13 protein-coding genes are annotated in these 16137 nt (G+C 43.3%); all 13 read right to left on the bottom strand.

From position 1 onward, the window contains the following. Position 1: 1 nt before the first annotated feature. Positions 2-1084, bottom strand: coding sequence for a glycosyltransferase family 4 protein (locus OJ16_RS14465; RefSeq protein ID WP_040991962.1), 1083 nt, complete (start codon positions 1082-1084; stop codon positions 2-4). Continuing rightward, positions 1081-2043 (bottom strand): glycosyltransferase family 2 protein, encoded by a 963-nt coding sequence (locus OJ16_RS14470; protein WP_040991963.1) that lies wholly within the window; start codon positions 2041-2043, stop codon positions 1081-1083. Before OJ16_RS14470 ends, OJ16_RS14465 begins: the two co-directional genes overlap by 4 nt. Further along, on the bottom strand, positions 2040-3077 hold the full coding sequence (locus OJ16_RS14475; protein WP_040991964.1) for a glycosyltransferase: 1038 nt from the start codon (positions 3075-3077) through the stop codon (positions 2040-2042). The genes OJ16_RS14470 and OJ16_RS14475 overlap by 4 nt, the downstream gene beginning before the upstream one ends. A gap of 12 nt (positions 3078-3089) precedes the next feature. Then, the gene (locus OJ16_RS14480) at positions 3090-4256 is read right to left on the bottom strand and encodes a nucleotide sugar dehydrogenase (protein ID WP_040991965.1); all 1167 of its coding nucleotides are present in this window, start codon (positions 4254-4256) and stop codon (positions 3090-3092) included. Positions 4257-4300: 44 nt separating this feature from the next. Next, positions 4301-5236, bottom strand: a complete 936-nt coding sequence (locus tag OJ16_RS14485) for a glycosyltransferase family 2 protein (protein ID WP_236688429.1) — start codon at positions 5234-5236, stop codon at positions 4301-4303. Between the two features lie 13 nt (positions 5237-5249). Further along, the gene (locus OJ16_RS14490) at positions 5250-7469 is read right to left on the bottom strand and encodes a GumC family protein (RefSeq protein WP_040991967.1); all 2220 of its coding nucleotides are present in this window, start codon (positions 7467-7469) and stop codon (positions 5250-5252) included. A gap of 45 nt (positions 7470-7514) precedes the next feature. Then, positions 7515-8099 (bottom strand): polysaccharide biosynthesis/export family protein, encoded by a 585-nt coding sequence (locus OJ16_RS14495; protein WP_040991968.1) that lies wholly within the window; start codon positions 8097-8099, stop codon positions 7515-7517. A 26-nt stretch (positions 8100-8125) separates the two neighbouring features. Further along, complete coding sequence (locus tag OJ16_RS14500) at positions 8126-9526, bottom strand: undecaprenyl-phosphate glucose phosphotransferase (protein ID WP_040991969.1); 1401 nt, start codon at positions 9524-9526, stop codon at positions 8126-8128. A gap of 519 nt (positions 9527-10045) precedes the next feature. Beyond that, entirely contained in the window at positions 10046-10795 is a 750-nt protein-coding gene (gene pstB, locus OJ16_RS14505) for a phosphate ABC transporter ATP-binding protein PstB (protein ID WP_040991970.1), read from the bottom strand. A 92-nt stretch (positions 10796-10887) separates the two neighbouring features. Further along, complete coding sequence (gene pstA / locus OJ16_RS14510) at positions 10888-11751, bottom strand: phosphate ABC transporter permease PstA (RefSeq protein ID WP_040992710.1); 864 nt, start codon at positions 11749-11751, stop codon at positions 10888-10890. A gap of 14 nt (positions 11752-11765) precedes the next feature. Continuing rightward, the gene (gene pstC / locus OJ16_RS14515; RefSeq protein WP_040991971.1) at positions 11766-12698 is read right to left on the bottom strand and encodes a phosphate ABC transporter permease subunit PstC; all 933 of its coding nucleotides are present in this window, start codon (positions 12696-12698) and stop codon (positions 11766-11768) included. 95 nt (positions 12699-12793) lie between these two features. Continuing rightward, positions 12794-13615, bottom strand: coding sequence for a phosphate ABC transporter substrate-binding protein (locus tag OJ16_RS14520; protein ID WP_040991972.1), 822 nt, complete (start codon positions 13613-13615; stop codon positions 12794-12796). A gap of 611 nt (positions 13616-14226) precedes the next feature. Continuing rightward, entirely contained in the window at positions 14227-16095 is a 1869-nt protein-coding gene (locus tag OJ16_RS14525; protein WP_040991973.1) for a fructose-specific PTS transporter subunit EIIC, read from the bottom strand. Positions 16096-16137: the final 42 nt, after the last annotated feature.

Raw genomic sequence — 16137 nt, forward strand, 5'->3', positions numbered from 1 at the left:
CCTAATTCAGTGTTAAAAATGACTGAAAATAACGCTGATTCATGACATCTTCGTGGAAATTACGCTCAAAATGCTCAACACATGCTTGCTGGCTAATATCAAGATAAGCCTTTTCGGTTAACACGTGATCTATCGATTGCGATAAACTCGACACACTGTCTAAATTAAAAATCCACCCTGTTTTTTCATTCAACATATCGGCCAGTGAACCTGCGTCTGATGCAAAAACGGGGGTGCCGTTTCTTAATGACTCCGCTACGATCAAACCAAATCCTTCCCACAGTGAAGGAACCACCACAAAATCCGCTTGTTGAAAGTGCACATCTAATTGTGTGTTCGCCACCCAACCTAAACGGCGAATGGTTATGTTATCCCTGGCTTTCGTAAATAATACGTCCAACTCAGGGCAATCATTACGCACAGCTTCCCCAATCACGGTGAGTTCAATCGGTTGATTGAGCGCTCGCAACTTATCTAGCGCTTCAATAAAGAGATGTAAACCTTTCTGCTTATCCAAACGACCGACAAATAGAATCCTCGTTAATCGACTATCAGTATCTCGTATCGGCAATGGCAGAGCGCTGCCTTGTACACCATTCCATACCAACGTGACTTTACTCTCTTTAAGACCTATTTTTAACGCTTCACGGTATTCGTATTGTGATATGCAATAAATCTGACAGCAAAATGGAGCCAGAATACGCTCGACACAAATATAGAGCGTACGAAATATGCTGCGCTTTAACTTTGAACGGTAATGAATATCAAATGCCCAGCCATGGCTACAATAAACAATGGCAATATTGTGCCATTTTGAAAATGGCCATAAAAATGGGCGCAATAAACCAGAAAAAGTACTGTGTAAAAATATCACTTGGTATTGTTTAAGATCGATTCTAAAGATCACCGTCCATAACAACATCAGGACATTAAAAGGCCTAAACCCCTTGTCCTGCAATGGCAAGATAGAGCGATGATAATTCAAAGCAAGAAAATCATTCTCTACCGATTGAGAACGCGATAACGATTCAAAAAAAGTTTCAATTCCACCTTGGGTTGTTTCAGAAATATTGAGTACTTTCATCGTGCCCCCGTATAACTTAACCGGCGCAATAATTGATAATTCGTAAAACCATCAAGCCTAAATAGCACTCGAAATACCATCACAATCAACGAGTATCGATTCATCTTCGGATCTACTTGTCCAAATAAATACTGATTATTGGTGACAATTTTGTCGAACACACTTTTGTCTTGAGTTTTGTTCTTAACTAGGAATTTAATCAAATTGATGTAACAGGTCGAAATGAAAAAATTGACATCTTGCTCTCTTGCGAGCATTTTCGCTTGCAATGAGATGCGTTCAAAAGCATCAATATGCGTTGTGTCTTTCTGGGTTAAAGGGCTATTAATGGCAGAACCACTACGCAGCACATGATAATAAAGAATTTCATCACTAATGTAACAGTGCTTTGCTAGCGAAAGATAATCAATAATGAATAAGACATCCTCACTAAAGTGCAATGACTCATCAAATTTCAACTGATTTTGAGTCAGTAATTGACGAGACACCATTAGACCACAGACATGGAGACGAATCTCTTTTGTCAGAAATTTCGATAGCGCTTGTTCACCGCTAACTCGCTCAGCAACATTCAAAGCGGTATCCGATGAATCTTGCGACACTTTTTTAAATGAAAACAAAACCGAATCAATACCCGCATGGTCATGCAAAACCTGGTCTAAATGATCAAAAATGCCCGATTGGTAGCTGTCATCAGAATCTAGAAATAAAATGTAGCCGCCTTTCGCATGGTCAATACCCACATTTCTTGCGCTAGATACGCCACCATTCTCTTTGTGAACTAATCGAATTTGATCATGCTCAATCTTATAAGTCGGCCCCTGCTTTGAACCATCATCCACCAGAATGAGTTCAACATCTTGTGTAGAGCGCTGATCTGCCTCCAAAACAAACCAATCTATAATGTTTTTCGCATAATCAAAGGTATTGTATATCGGTACGATGAGGGAGTACTTCATGCGACTGCCTCCTGCCACAAGCGATTGATCACCGTTAGCTCAGTATCCTGAGCTTTACTCAGCGCATTTTGCGACAAGCGGCGGTAGAGAACTTCATCACTACAGACTTGTTTTATACGCGTAATAAACTGATGACTGTCACCAGATTCAATTCGATAACCGTTGATTCCATCTTCGACGATCCATGGCAACGCATCAAATGTTTGATAAGCGATGATCGGTAGCCCTTGGCTACGCGCTTCTATTAGTGTTTGACCAAAGCCTTCGTATCTCGATGTCATCATAAAGACCGCGTATTCTTGCAACGTACCTGCGACGTCGCTCGTCGGCCCTTTAAACTGAACATTCGCGAGACCTGCGATCTTCGATTTCAAATCACTGAGTTCCGCTGGCGTTCCGTCACCATAGATATCCAAACTATAATCGGAAGGTAAGGTAGACATCAGTTCGATCATCGCTGAGAAGTTTTTTTGTTCTTCATCAATTCGTGCAATCGTGACCAATTTATTGCTCGGCATCTTAGGTTGACTTGCCGTCGGCAGCTTACAACCACGGGGAATCACTTTCACCTTGTCTGCCACTTTGGGAAATAGACTCGCAAGTGCCCTTTTATCTTGGTCGGTATACACAGTGAAAACGTCAATTTTACGATGCAACAATGCCATCACTAATTTAGACAATGGCTTAAAGAAGACCGAAAATTTATTGGTTTGGACCAACACAACCTTCACATGATTAAGAACCTGACGTGGTAGATAAAGTAAATCATTGGGATGAAATAAAACCACCACATCATCTGAGGTTAATTGAAGTGATTTGACCGCATTTATTTGGCTCAGTTTTGATGCCACTTTGCGATCTTCGCCATATTTAACAAAGGTAATATGATCACTCTCTGGGTAGTGCTCTTTTTGCGGGAAATGCTCGTAAAGCTCATAGTTATCACATTGAAATAACTGATGCAGGCTACGAACGAGCGTTTCTACGCCCCCCATCGTGGTCGACTTTTGTGGGTTAATTGTCACCAATTTCATCGTTATTCGCCTCTAATCACTGCCAAAAAGGTCACGTGTATAAACTTTATCTGCAACATCTGCGAGCTCTTCAACCATACGGTTACTCACGATAACATCGCTGATTTGCTTAAACGCCTCGAAATCATTCACGACTTCTGAGTTGTAAAAATGTGGCTCTTCGAGAAGAGGTTCGTAGACAATAACTTCAATGCCTTTTGCTTTGATACGCTTCATGATGCCTTGAATGCTCGACGCTCGAAAATTGTCCGAACCGGCTTTCATGATCAAACGATAAACCCCAACAACTCGGGGCTGTTTATTAACGATTGAACGCGCGACAAAATCTTTTCTCGTCGTATTCGCTTCAACGATGGCCTGGATTAGATTGTTAGGGACATCTTGGTAGTTTGCGAGCAGTTGCTTGGTATCTTTAGGCAAACAGTAACCGCCATACCCAAACGATGGATTGTTGTAATGACTACCGATGCGAGGATCGAGGCCGACGCCTTCAATAATTTGACGAGCATCAAGACCATGACTCTCCGCGTAAGAGTCGAGTTCATTAAAATAGGCCACGCGCATGGCAAGATAAGTGTTTGAAAATAACTTCACCGCTTCCGCTTCTGTGGAATTGGTAAACAACACCTGAATATCAGTTTTGATTGCGCCTTCCACCAGCAGTCCGGCAAAAATTTCAGCACGAGCGGAATGTTCGCCAACAATGATGCGTGACGGGTAAAGATTATCGTGTAACGCTTTACCTTCTCGTAAAAACTCTGGTGAAAACAAAATGTTGTCAAAATCTAATGTTTGTTTAACTCGCTCTGTAAAACCAACAGGAACCGTTGATTTGATCACCACAATCGCGTGTGGCGCATAGCGTTTTACTTCACTGATCACCGATTCTACTGAGCTGGTATCAAAGAAATTCGTTTCTGGATCATAGTTAGTCGGCGTCGCGACAATAATATAATCTGCATTTTGGTAAGCAGCCGTCTTATCTAAGGTCGCCGTTAAATCAAGCGATTTATCCGATAAAAAACGTTCAATTTCCACATCGGAGATTGGGGATAGACGTTGATTAATTTTATCGACTTTTACCGCATCAATATCCAACGCGACGACTTGATGATTTTGCGCAAGGAGCACCGCATTTGATAAACCAACATAACCTGTGCCAACGACTGTAATCTTCATAAATTTTCCATAATTTTTAAACGTTAACTTCAGTGGAATCCCCACTACGCTTGATATCTTTGACTGCTTTCCGACGATTTTCTGTTAATAACACGACTAAATGCTTCGAAAGGATTCTTGAGGTAGTAATAGGTTCGTCTAGGCACAACGGTTATCTTTCGTTGTAAAAGCAAACCTAACACATACGCAAACTCTCCAAGCGACATCACCTTATGGAAATTCTTAACCATCTTATAAAAGGACGGTTTTTCAGTCGTGATATCAAACTTGGCAATATAATCAGCTCGAGCGATTTCAACCAAATAACGAGAGCGCACAACTTCAGGCTCAAAGTTCACCGTTAAGGTCCCTTTACCTCGCGTAACGCAATAAATTTCGTTTTGATAAGCGGCAATGCGTTTGGCCTTATGGCCTGAGACCAAGGAAAACATCACGTCATTTGACGCGATGACGTCGTCAAAATATAACGCATGATCTTCGAGAAATTCCGTTAGATAAACTTTGCTCCATGGTACGGAAAAGTGATAACGAATCTCTTCATCCCCTACCGACAAATAATCGTTTACCAAATTGGCATAAAGGTGATGACGATCAGAGTCTCCCCCTGTCACGTCACATTGAGCTGTAGGTGAAAAATATGAAATATCATCACCTTGCAAAATAGTATCAAGCAACTCAAAGGCACCATCACAAAAAAAATCATCCGCATCGGCGAAGAGTGTGTACTGGCCACGTACGTGTGACAACGCGATGTTGCGAGCAGATCCGGCACCGTCAACACCTGTGTCATTCACATAAAATTCGATGTGGTGTCGATGATGCTTATCAGTAAAACCACTCACATCGATGGCTTCTCTACTATTATCGTCAACAACAATAATTTGGATATCCGCGCGCGCAGGTATCGACTCAAACAGACGGTCTAACTCGTCATGGCTATTATAATGAGGCACCACAATGCTATAGGTAAAATCCATCATCTTTTTCCCCCATTTATGATTGCTGTACTTCCGCGTCATGATCGATATGGTGGATATAATCCCCATAAACGTAATCTTGCTTACCTTTCCCTTCACTGATTTGATTGAGCAACACACCTTCAAATTGCACGTCATAGGCCATGAAACGAGAAATGGTGTTACGCAGTGTTGTGACTCGAGTGCTGGACGCTTTCAATACCACCACCACTTTGCCCGTCACTTTACTCACAATCATTGCATCTGAGACAACCAAAGCGGGTGGCGTATCAATCACGATGCGATCAAACTGCTCGGCAAGTTGATGCAACAATTGTGAGAAACGTTCTGAACTCAACAATTCTTGAGGATTCGGCGTAGGCATGCCCGCAGGCAATACGGTTAACCCTGTTCGCGTATCCACAAAAAGACACTCTTCCAAACTGGTATTCATCAGAAGGTGATTGGTCAGGCCGGGCTTGTAACGTTTATGTCCAAAGCGCTCCGCAACCGCAGATTTTCTTAAGTCACAATCAATTAGCAGTGTTTTTTCCACTTTTGAAAAAGCCAGCGCCAAGTTAACGGAACACGTTGTTTTCCCCTCATTAGGCAGCGATGAAGAGAGAGTGATAAATTTACCGCCTCGGTTGGCTAACGCTAACGCTGTTCTTGTTGAACGAATTGATTCGTTGAACGTCATGTGTTTTTTACTGAAGAAAACATCACTCCCAAGCGCTTGCTTTTTAAGCTTCTTCAGTTTGGGTATACCCCCAAGAGGGATTAAGCCCAACTTGTCTTCACAGTGCTTGATTGAGGTAATGGTGTTATTAAACGCATCGAGCAGCAGCACGACTGAAATCGCAGAGAGTAAAGAGGCGATCATCGCAAAAGCCACAATTAGCTTTCTATTTGGCTTTGCAGGAAACTGAGGTTCCAACGCATAGTCTGTAAAACGCGCATTACGAGAATCAAAATCGCTCGTCGCCGTGGTTTCTTTTTGGCGATTTAAAAAGATATTAAGGATATTTCGGTTTGTCTCTTCTTCACGCAGAAGCGCCTCATATTGACGCTTTTTAACCGTTAAACTTTGGAACTCTTGCTTACGATTATCCAGTTCACGTGTAATTAGCTGTTCTTGAGATCGTACCGCTTGAAGCTCTTTACCAATGCCGCCCACCAGTTGCTTAATTAATTGGGTCAGCTGAGTTTCTAAGTTACTACGCTTGGCTTGCACGGCGATCATCTGTTCGTGCTTAGGGCCATAGGTCTTTGATAACTCCGTTTGATCTTTTCTCGCGTCGGCTATCAGGCTACGCAAATTAATGACTTGTGGGTGCTTTGAAATTTCAGGTAATGAAGAGACATCTGTCACCGCCAGTGCACCGCCAGAACTTAAAGTGCTATACGCAGATTCAAGTTGAATACGACGGTCGGTCACTTCACTTAGACGCAAAATGAGGTCATTAATAACAGCACTCGCTTGAACATCAATACCACTTTCGGCATCGTCCACCAGCTTTTCTGCCGCGAGAAACTCAATCAACGCTGTCTCTGAATTTTTTAATTGCTCTTGCAATTGCGCCATTCGGCCAGAGATCCAACTAGACGCATGCTCTGTCGCATCTAAACGAGCATCAAGTCCTTCGACAATGTAGGCCTCACCCACTGCATTCGCAACTTCTGCCGCAAGTTTCGCATCTATAGAGGCGAATGTGATACGCACCAGTTGTGTTTTTCGAATTGGCGAAATATACAACTTAGATTGAAATGACTTTAAAACCGCATAACGGGTTTTTGCCGCTAACTCTTCGTCGGTTAACGCAGGTTGTGTCTCTTCTGATGCAAATATCGGCAATGCATAGATTCGCTCTTTCGCTAAAGAGATCAGCGTTGGCTTTGGATCAATGTAAGGATTAAACTCTGGCAACTGATCTAACTGCAGTTTTTCAATCACACGCTCTGCAATACGGCGAGATTTCAAAATCTCAAATTGAGTCAAATAATACTCTTGCTGAGTTGAATCAATGCCCACGACTTCTTCAATCGATACTGCTTTACTCGTATTGGACTCAATAAGCAGCGTCGCCGTCGCGTTATATGTCGGTTGAATCGACAGTGCAAACAGCACTGACAAAACCGTAACCAAGGCGGTAAACAACGAGATTTTAAACCAGCTTCGTTTTAACAAAACGACGTATTTGCCAAAATCTACTGACTCCCCTTCCACTGGGGTTTTTTCATCGCTTAGTAACTTCATACTTTCCCTAATAATTCGTCAAATTGAACCGATTGGCTATAGTGATTACCAAAAAGAAGCAACGACATGTATCGTGTCACCAGGGTGTATAACCTGATATAGCTCAGCTTCAGTCTCTGTATCTTTCTTAAATTCTAGTGCTAGCTGATCTGCCGATAGGTTTGCATACTGATCAGACTCGGAAGATTTCGTTCGATAAGCGCGTGCACTTCGGCGATATTTACTCATTACACCGCCCGCTAAAGAAATTGCCTTTTGTACCGTAAGACCCGGTTCATATTCATACCCACCAGGTTTATTGACGAGGCCATTGATGTAAACGTTTCTATAACGAACAATTGCGACATTGACCTTAGGGTTAACTAAATAATCGCCTTTAAGACCAAGCGTTATCTCGCTTTGAATCTGCTTTAGGGTTTTTCCCCCAATGGCGATAACACCGAGGTACGGATAATCAATCACTTCTCGATTATCAATTTTCTGTTCTTCGATCGTGAGATTTTCTTCACCATAGACTTTAATGCTAATCACATCACCAGCGGCGAGTTGATATAAATTGCGGTCTTCCGCCTTAACGGATCCGATAAAAAGACAACTTAGCACCATGATTTCAAACAGCTTTTTAATCACTTTCACACCTAATTTTACCGGTTAAATTAATACGCGGTCTTACCGACAAATCCTTTAAAAATAGTTAGAAATATAATCTTGATATCCAACCACAAAGACCACTTTCGAATGTAGCTAAGATCGTACTCTACGCGCTTTTCCATTTTATCAACGGTGTCGGTCTCACCACGGTAACCATTGATCTGTGCCCATCCGGTAATGCCCGGCTTGACTTGATGGCGTAGCATGTAGCGATTAACAATTTGGCGGTACTCTTCGTTGTGTGATACCGCATGAGGTCTTGGACCAACAATCGACATACGACCTTGTAACACGTTGATAAACTGGGGCAACTCGTCCAAAGATGTTCTGCGTATGAAAGCACCAAATTTCGTTATACGCGGGTCGCCTTTCGTCGCTTGTTTAACCACTTCTCCGTTATCCATCGAACGCATCGAGCGGAACTTCCACACTTTGATTTTTTTGCCATCCAGTCCATAGCGATCTTGCTTAAAAATAACAGGGCCAGGAGAAGACAACTTCACACCAATCGCAACCGCGAATAAAACCGGGCTAATCAGCATCAAAATCAGCGTTGAAACAACGATATCTTCCAAGCGTTTAACGAACGTCGACGTTCCGTAGAACGGCGTGTCATGAATACTAAGCGTTGGGATATTACCGACATTACGCCAGCGAGATTGAATAAGGTCATAAGTAAAGAAATCCGGCACTATGTAGACACGCGCGGTACTATCGGCAAAATAGTTAATGACTTCTTTAATACGGTTTGAAGCTTGCATAGGAAGCGCCACATAGACGTGACGGAAGTTGCGTTCTTTCGCCATTCTCAATGCATCGTTAATAGAGCCGCAAAGTGGGGTTGAAAGATTATCGCTTTGTAATCGCTCAGGGCTACGATCATCAAAAATGCCAATCAAACGAAGACCATGATGGTTCGATGATTCTATTTCTCTTGCCAGCGCAAGACCGGCTGGGGTCGCGCCAATAATAATGCTTTTTTTCTCGTACGAATCTGACTTAGATGACGTACGCAACTTGCTATAAGCAACGCGGTATGAGGCTAGCAATGCTGGCGTAGCAACGAACCAAGTTGACATCGCTAGACGTGAGAAATAATCGGTCACCTTAAAACCAAAAGTAAACACAAGTAGCAAACCAATAGAACACAGCCACGCGAGCAAAATCGGAGCAAAGGTTTGACGTAATGAAGAAACAGCAGAAGGGTTGTACGCTCCAAGAAGCTCGGCCATGACCATGAAAGCGACGACAACGACACTGGTCGCTAGTAGGTAGTATACACTCCAAGTATCAGCATAAAGTGCCGCAGCGATAAAAATCGTTGTGGCTATAATGGCGATATCTGACACCCTGTATGCAATGACATGTTCATCACCATGCCTTTTTATAATGCCCATTTCTATCATGTCTATCTTCCCTGTTTTAGACGAATACTTTTCGATATAACAAAAGACAAATAGCATCATGGAATGTGTTATTCGTCACTATAACGAACACATAGTCTGTATTTTTTTGCGCTAAAAACAAACTTAAATTAGCTCACATTTTCTTTATTCCCACTTTTGACATTGCAACAATTATTAAAAGTGAGAATAAGCAAACAAAAACAATCTAATATGTAAGTAGATTACCTTTATTACGTTTTTTCGATCCATGTTCAAACAAAATAAAACCGAAACTTAAGTATTTAAAACCATAGGAACAATAATAAAGTAATACTTATTCATTAAACAAAATGATGCCTAGGCATGTAACAAACATGCTATTTACAATATGCACCACCTATGAAAACCCCCTGATTTAACAAGGTTTTTATGATGAGAAAAATAGATTTGATCAATGCATTTTTTGCATAAAAAAACCCCTCACATAGGAGGGGTAACATTTACCATCGCTTATAGTTATAATTTATTTAAAGGCCATTTTTAGCCAAAATCGCCATTTACATAGCCTTGAGTACGGTCGTCCCTTGGTGAGCTAAATATCACACTCGTTTCGTCATGTTCAACTAATTCACCCATTAAAAAGAAGGCGGTGCGATCTGAAATACGACGAGCTTGTTGCATTGAGTGTGTCACAATAACGATCGTATAATTTTTCTTTAAACCTTCCATCAGCTCTTCAATTTTATGCGTCGCGATAGGATCAAGTGCAGACGTAGGTTCGTCCATCAAAATAACATCCGGCTCCATCGCGATCGTGCGCGCAATACACAAACGCTGTTGCTGACCACCAGAAAGACCAAAAGCGTGAGACTTAAGACGGTCTTTAACTTCATCCCATAATGCTGCACCACGCAATGAACGCTCGACCACTTCATCAATGTGTTGCTTGTCTTTAATTCCCTGAGCTCGCAGCCCATACGCGACGTTCTCATAAATGCTCATTGGGAATGGGTTCGGCTTTTGGAAAACCATCCCCACTTTAATGCGCAGATCCGCGACATCGATATTGCCATAGATATCTTCGTTATCCATGGTGAGCTTACCAGTGATTTTCACTCCCTCAATCAAGTCATTCATGCGGTTTAAACAACGTAATAACGTCGATTTGCCACAACCTGACGGGCCGATCAATGCGGTCACTTGACGAGTTGGAATTGGTAAATTAATCGATTTTAGCGCTTGGTTCTCGCCATAAAATAAATCTAGGTTTTCAATATTAAATTTGTTCATTTTTTTGTCTCTTGAATTCGTTAACTCAACGCGGCGATGATTTTTTCATCATCCTAGTTGTTTCTCTTATCTGAAAGAAAACACGCGTAAACTTAATAAGTCGCGGTATTAAAGCGTCTCGCGATGAGTTTTGTCGCCATATTGATCAGTAGCACAACAACAATCAATACTGTTGCGGTTCCGTATGCTTGATTCCATTCTTCAATGGTAAACAACTCGGTAGTTAATTTATAAAGGTGGACCGTCAAAGTACGCCCTGAATCCAATAGTGAATCAGGGATACGAGCCACCATACCGGCCGTCAAGAAGACAGGGGCAGACTCACCGATGACACGACCGACACTTAAAATTATTGCCGTTGAAATGCCTGGCATCGCACTTGGTAAGATTAGACGCCAAATAGTATATATTTTCGAAGACCCTAATGCGTATGAACCTTCTCGGTAAGCATGAGGGACTGACATCAATGCTTCTTCTGTCGTACGAATGATGACTGGTAAAATCAAGATACTAAGCGTTAGTGCGCCGGATAGAATAGAGAAACCTAAACCAAGAACCGCGACAAAAAACGTCATACCAAACAGACCAAAAATGATCGACGGTATACCCGCAAGTGACTCTGTACAAAAACGGATGACCTTAACTAAACGGCTACCCACCTTTGAGTATTCCGTTAAGTAAATCGCCGTCATAATGCCTAAAGGAGCTGCCACTGCTATTGATGCCATCACCATATAGAGGGTCGAGACGATCATTGGGAAAATACCATGCTCATCACCCGTGCGGGTGTAATCATCCGTAATGAAATTCCAATCTACGTGTTGCAGGCCATTCGATAAAATGTACCAAATAATCCAAAATAAAAAACCAACGGTTAATGCCGCTGCCGCCCAGACAAAACCACTTAAAATGGTGTCTTTACGCTGGCGTGAACGTTTCAGTTTTGCGTGATCCATAGCCATCACCCGTCCTATTTAATTTTCTGACGATTGAGATAAAGTAGCGCGGCATTCAGCATCATAATAAACGCTAGCAATACAACACCTGTCGCATAGAGGGCGCTTGCATGCACACCACTTGCGTATGACATTTCAATCGCAATATTCGCTGTCAGTGTTCGAGCAGCGTCTAAAATACCTTCTGGCATTGCCGGTGCATTACCCATCACCATGATAATGGCCATCGTTTCACCCAAAGCACGGCCAATACCTAAAATGACACCGGTCATGATGCCTGAACGAGCGGCAGGAACGAGCAATTTAAAAATGGTGTAAATTTTGGAAGCGCCTAACGCTAACGAGCCTTCTTTGTACGTTCGGGGAACGGCGCGAATCGACGTTTCTGAAACCGTGATAACGGTTGGTAGAATCATCACACCAAGTACAATGATACCCGCTAAGATCGTATTACCCGCTGGTACATCAAAGACGTTTTGAATAAGAGGAACAATGATCACCAAGCCAAAAAAGCCGTAAACAACCGATGGAATACCCGCAAGCAGTTCAACAGCAGGACGAATAACATCCGCAAGGCGTTTAGGGGCAATCTCTGCAATGAATATTGCCGTCAACACCCCAACCGGGACGCCCACAACGACAGCTCCAAAAGTAGAGACAACAGAAGCAACAATCATCGTTGCGACACCATAAAGTGCCGGCGGCAACCAATCTTGTCCTAATACAATGCCGGAAACACCTGCCGCTTGAAAGGCAGGAATAGATTCACGAACAATAAAGTAAGCAATAACGGTTAAGGAAATAATACCGATAGCGGCACTGGTAAGAAACAATCCATGAAAAATACGTTCTTTCCAGTCAACGCCCTTTTTGGCTCGCAGCTTAGACTTTGAGATTTGAGTCGCTTGAGTGTTCATAAGCTTTTCACTATTTGTTGCGATGGTCATAAAAATCACACTTCAGAGACTACACGACGAGTCGCTGGTGTAACAAAAGGCTCAGCCCAAAAAGTAGGCTGAGCAATTAAAGTTCTTTCAAGATATTAGTTAACTGAGATGTAACCCTTTTGCTCAACAAGTGCTTGCGCTTCTGCCGTTAGCATCCAGTCTAGGAATTTTTGCGTTTCAGCCGATGGCTTGCCTTCTTGGTAAAGCACAAGGAAAGGACGAGCGACTTCGTAAGAACCGTTTTTCACGTTCACTACTGATGCTTGCGTGCCATTGATATCCAGAGCATTGACTGAACCATCAACGGTGCCTAGCGAGATGTAGCCGATTGCGTATGGGTTAGAAGCTACCATTGTCTTCAATGCGCCGTTACCGTTAGCCACTTGAGCGCGTTGAGAGATAGCTGATACTTTCATGCCTGATACTTTCTTTTTCAGCTGCATGATATCTTCAAATGCACCACGAGTACCTGAAGCGGTATCGCGAGTAATCGCAACGATTGGTTTGTCTGCGCCACCAACATCTTTCCAGTTAGTGATCTCGCCTTTGTAGATTGCAGTAACTTGCTCGCTTGTTAGACCGTCTAGCTTGTTTTTCGGGTTAACCACAACGGCGATACCGTCACGAGCAACGACTTCTTCAACCAATGTCGCTTCTTTCTCAGAATCTTTTAGATTACGAGATGACATGCCTAAATCAGCACTGCCATTTTTTGCCGCTTTCACGCCCGCCGAAGAACCAGGTCCTTGTACTTCGATAAATACGTTCGCATTATCTTTCATATATGTTTCAGAGAAAACTTCCATCAGCGGGGTTACGCTACTAGAACCTACCGCAGAGATAGTTTCTTTCGCTGAAGCTGTAGTCACTGCTAGTGTGCTAAGTAGAGCAATCGCTCCGATAACTGTCTTTTTCATCACAAATTCCTTTAATGGCTTGATTGCCGTTGTGTTTATTCAACGATGCCCACTTTAGGGTGGAAATATGACAGTTGTGTTTCACTTAATTGAAGCCTCTGTGACACTTGAAAATGATTGAGGTCGACACCCTCTATCAACCAAAATAGGTTAAAAACCATCAAAATCAGAATATTAGCACGAGATGGAGCCAGAAAATGACCATCGAAGCGATTGGAATTTGAACGATTTCATTGAAATAAAAAAGCCAGCCTGAAATCTCTGGCTGGCTTTTTGGTTCCTGTATTATCGTCATGACATACTCAGTTTCATGGGTGACTAAATCCAATCCTCCTCTCATCAATATCTAATGACATTGAAACCCGAACACCGCTGAGTTGCAGGCAGTCAGCCAGCGAATGCCCTCTTGATCATGAGCCTAGATAAGCTCGATGATTGGAGAACATAAGCACGGCCAAAACCGCTGTAACCTTATGTAGAACGGGGTTGTCACAACATAGCACTGCGCTTAGGGGGATAAACACAGAACAAATAACCAGGCTAACACTTCTTTCTTACTCTTTTTTTACTTTGTCTAAAACCTACGCTGAACTCAATCGGCATAACAAAAATTAGGGTTTGGACATAAGCAACACGGTTGCATTAAGCATGGCTTCTTTTGTGCAAACATCAACCACCTTAATGTTTTGGAATCGCTCAGGATCTTTAATCGCCACATCGTGGGCAAAAATAACAAACCTCGCCCGCTCCACATCTTTAGCTGTGATGCGATTATTAATGCCATTTGCGCCTTGCGTTTCAACTTTAACTTTTATGCCTAGCGCCAATGCCGCCTTTTCTAGCGATTTCGCCGCTAGGAACGTATGCGCAACGCCCGATGGGCAAGAGGTTACCGCCAATATATCCGCTTCTCCCTCGCCTTCGCTGCCCAACAGACCGTCTACATGACTCAAGCCATCGTTATGTTCACTCACATTTTTCTTTAGCAATATCACGATAGCGGCGGTCGTCAACGCCCCGGCTAACGTGCCAAATAAGTAACCGAGCTTTCCATCCACGACAGGAAGGACGATCCATCCCCCCCAAGGCGCGTGATTCAACACATGGAACATGAAACCAATAACGTTGCCCACGATGCCACCCGCCACAATGGCCGGTAACACTCTGGCAGGATCCGACGCAGCGAAAGGGATCGCACCTTCACTGATGCCTATCATTCCCATGATGCCTGCGGCTTTGCCCGCTTCACGCTCATCCGCTTTAAATTTTTTCGGCGCGAGTAATGTGGCGAGCGCCATACCAAGTGGCGGAGTACAAATAGCGATACCCACCCCACCCATCAACCACGGTTGAGTATTTACCTGCGTTTGTGCAAATAAGGTCGCAACCTTATTGATCGGCCCTCCCATATCAAAAGCCGTCATCGCACCTAATACCGTCCCTAACAGAATTTTGCCTGAACCAGCCAATCCCGCTAAGCAATCATTAAGGGAAGCCATCGCATTGGCGATAGGTTCACCAATAACCCACATGACCGCGCCACAGGTCACAAACGTGCCAATTAAAGGGTAGATAAAGATCGCACTCAGCGATGCCATGCTATCGGGCAACTGAATCTTTTTTAATGCACAAACGGTGTAGCCCGCAATGAAGCCGACCACAATCGCGCCCAAAAAACCCGTATTATAGTGACTAACCGCAACCCAAGCGCCAATCATACCCGGAGCTAAGCCCGGCTTGTCGGCAATGGAGTAAGCGATGTAACCACCCAATACCACGGTAAAGAGTGTCAGTCCCGCAATGCCCATCTGAGCGATGTCCGCTAATACGCCCGTACTTGGCACGGCGCCTTGGCCTGACATCATCACCGACAATGAAAGTAATACTCCCCCCGCCACAATAAAGGGAATCATATGCGAAGTGCCAAACAATAAATGCTCTTTGGCCCTCGCCAGCCTTTGTTTCCAAGGGCTTAACGGTGCCGAAATCGTATTGAGCGTTATTGGCGGTACCGCGTCCGCTTTCTTACCTTCAATGTCAGTCAGGAGTTCAAGCGCTTGCTCAATCGTGTCGACCGCTTTTAATTGTGCAACGAAACCATCTTCAACCAACTTCGTTGAAATCTGGGCAAGCACTTCAATATGGTGATGGTCATTCCCGTCAGGCGATGCAAGCATAATAAAGACATCGGAAAGTTCGCCATCTTCTGCCCCATAATCAATGCCCCTGCGACTGATGCCAATCACGACACCCGGCTGTTCAACCGCTCGACTCTTTGCGTGGGGAATCGCAATACCCTCTTCAAAGCCAGTATTCCCTATTTGCTCACGCTTCCAAATATCACGAAGAAATTGATCTTTATCCGCCAATTTTCCCGTGCCATCTAATATGTCGACCAACTCTGTGAGCACTTGTTCTTTCGTGTGCGCTTTTAGCTCTAAACAGATCGCATTTGTATCTATTAACGTGGTGATGTCCATGTTTGTTACCTAATACTGAACGGTTCATGCGCGCCATTAGGG

Origin of the sequence: Vibrio renipiscarius, from assembly GCF_000827885.1 — a bacterium.
Taxonomy (GTDB): domain Bacteria; phylum Pseudomonadota; class Gammaproteobacteria; order Enterobacterales; family Vibrionaceae; genus Vibrio; species Vibrio renipiscarius.

Bases quoted from the DNA above. Each gene is read 5' to 3' on its own strand.
- OJ16_RS14525 (WP_040991973.1), bottom strand. From the start codon at position 16,095: ATGGACATCACCACGTTAATAGATACAAATGCGATCTGTTTAGAGCTA.
- OJ16_RS14500 (WP_040991969.1), bottom strand. From the start codon at position 9,526: ATGATAGAAATGGGCATTATAAAAAGGCATGGTGATGAACATGTCATT.
- pstC (WP_040991971.1), bottom strand. From the start codon at position 12,698: ATGACCATCGCAACAAATAGTGAAAAGCTTATGAACACTCAAGCGACT.
- OJ16_RS14480 (WP_040991965.1), bottom strand. From the start codon at position 4,256: ATGAAGATTACAGTCGTTGGCACAGGTTATGTTGGTTTATCAAATGCG.
- OJ16_RS14470 (WP_040991963.1), bottom strand. From the start codon at position 2,043: ATGAAGTACTCCCTCATCGTACCGATATACAATACCTTTGATTATGCG.
- OJ16_RS14490 (WP_040991967.1), bottom strand. From the start codon at position 7,469: ATGAAGTTACTAAGCGATGAAAAAACCCCAGTGGAAGGGGAGTCAGTA.
- OJ16_RS14520 (WP_040991972.1), bottom strand. From the start codon at position 13,615: ATGAAAAAGACAGTTATCGGAGCGATTGCTCTACTTAGCACACTAGCA.
- pstA (WP_040992710.1), bottom strand. From the start codon at position 11,751: ATGGATCACGCAAAACTGAAACGTTCACGCCAGCGTAAAGACACCATT.
- OJ16_RS14475 (WP_040991964.1), bottom strand. From the start codon at position 3,077: ATGAAATTGGTGACAATTAACCCACAAAAGTCGACCACGATGGGGGGC.
- pstB (WP_040991970.1), bottom strand. From the start codon at position 10,795: ATGAACAAATTTAATATTGAAAACCTAGATTTATTTTATGGCGAGAAC.
- OJ16_RS14485 (WP_236688429.1), bottom strand. From the start codon at position 5,236: ATGATGGATTTTACCTATAGCATTGTGGTGCCTCATTATAATAGCCAT.
- OJ16_RS14465 (WP_040991962.1), bottom strand. From the start codon at position 1,084: ATGAAAGTACTCAATATTTCTGAAACAACCCAAGGTGGAATTGAAACT.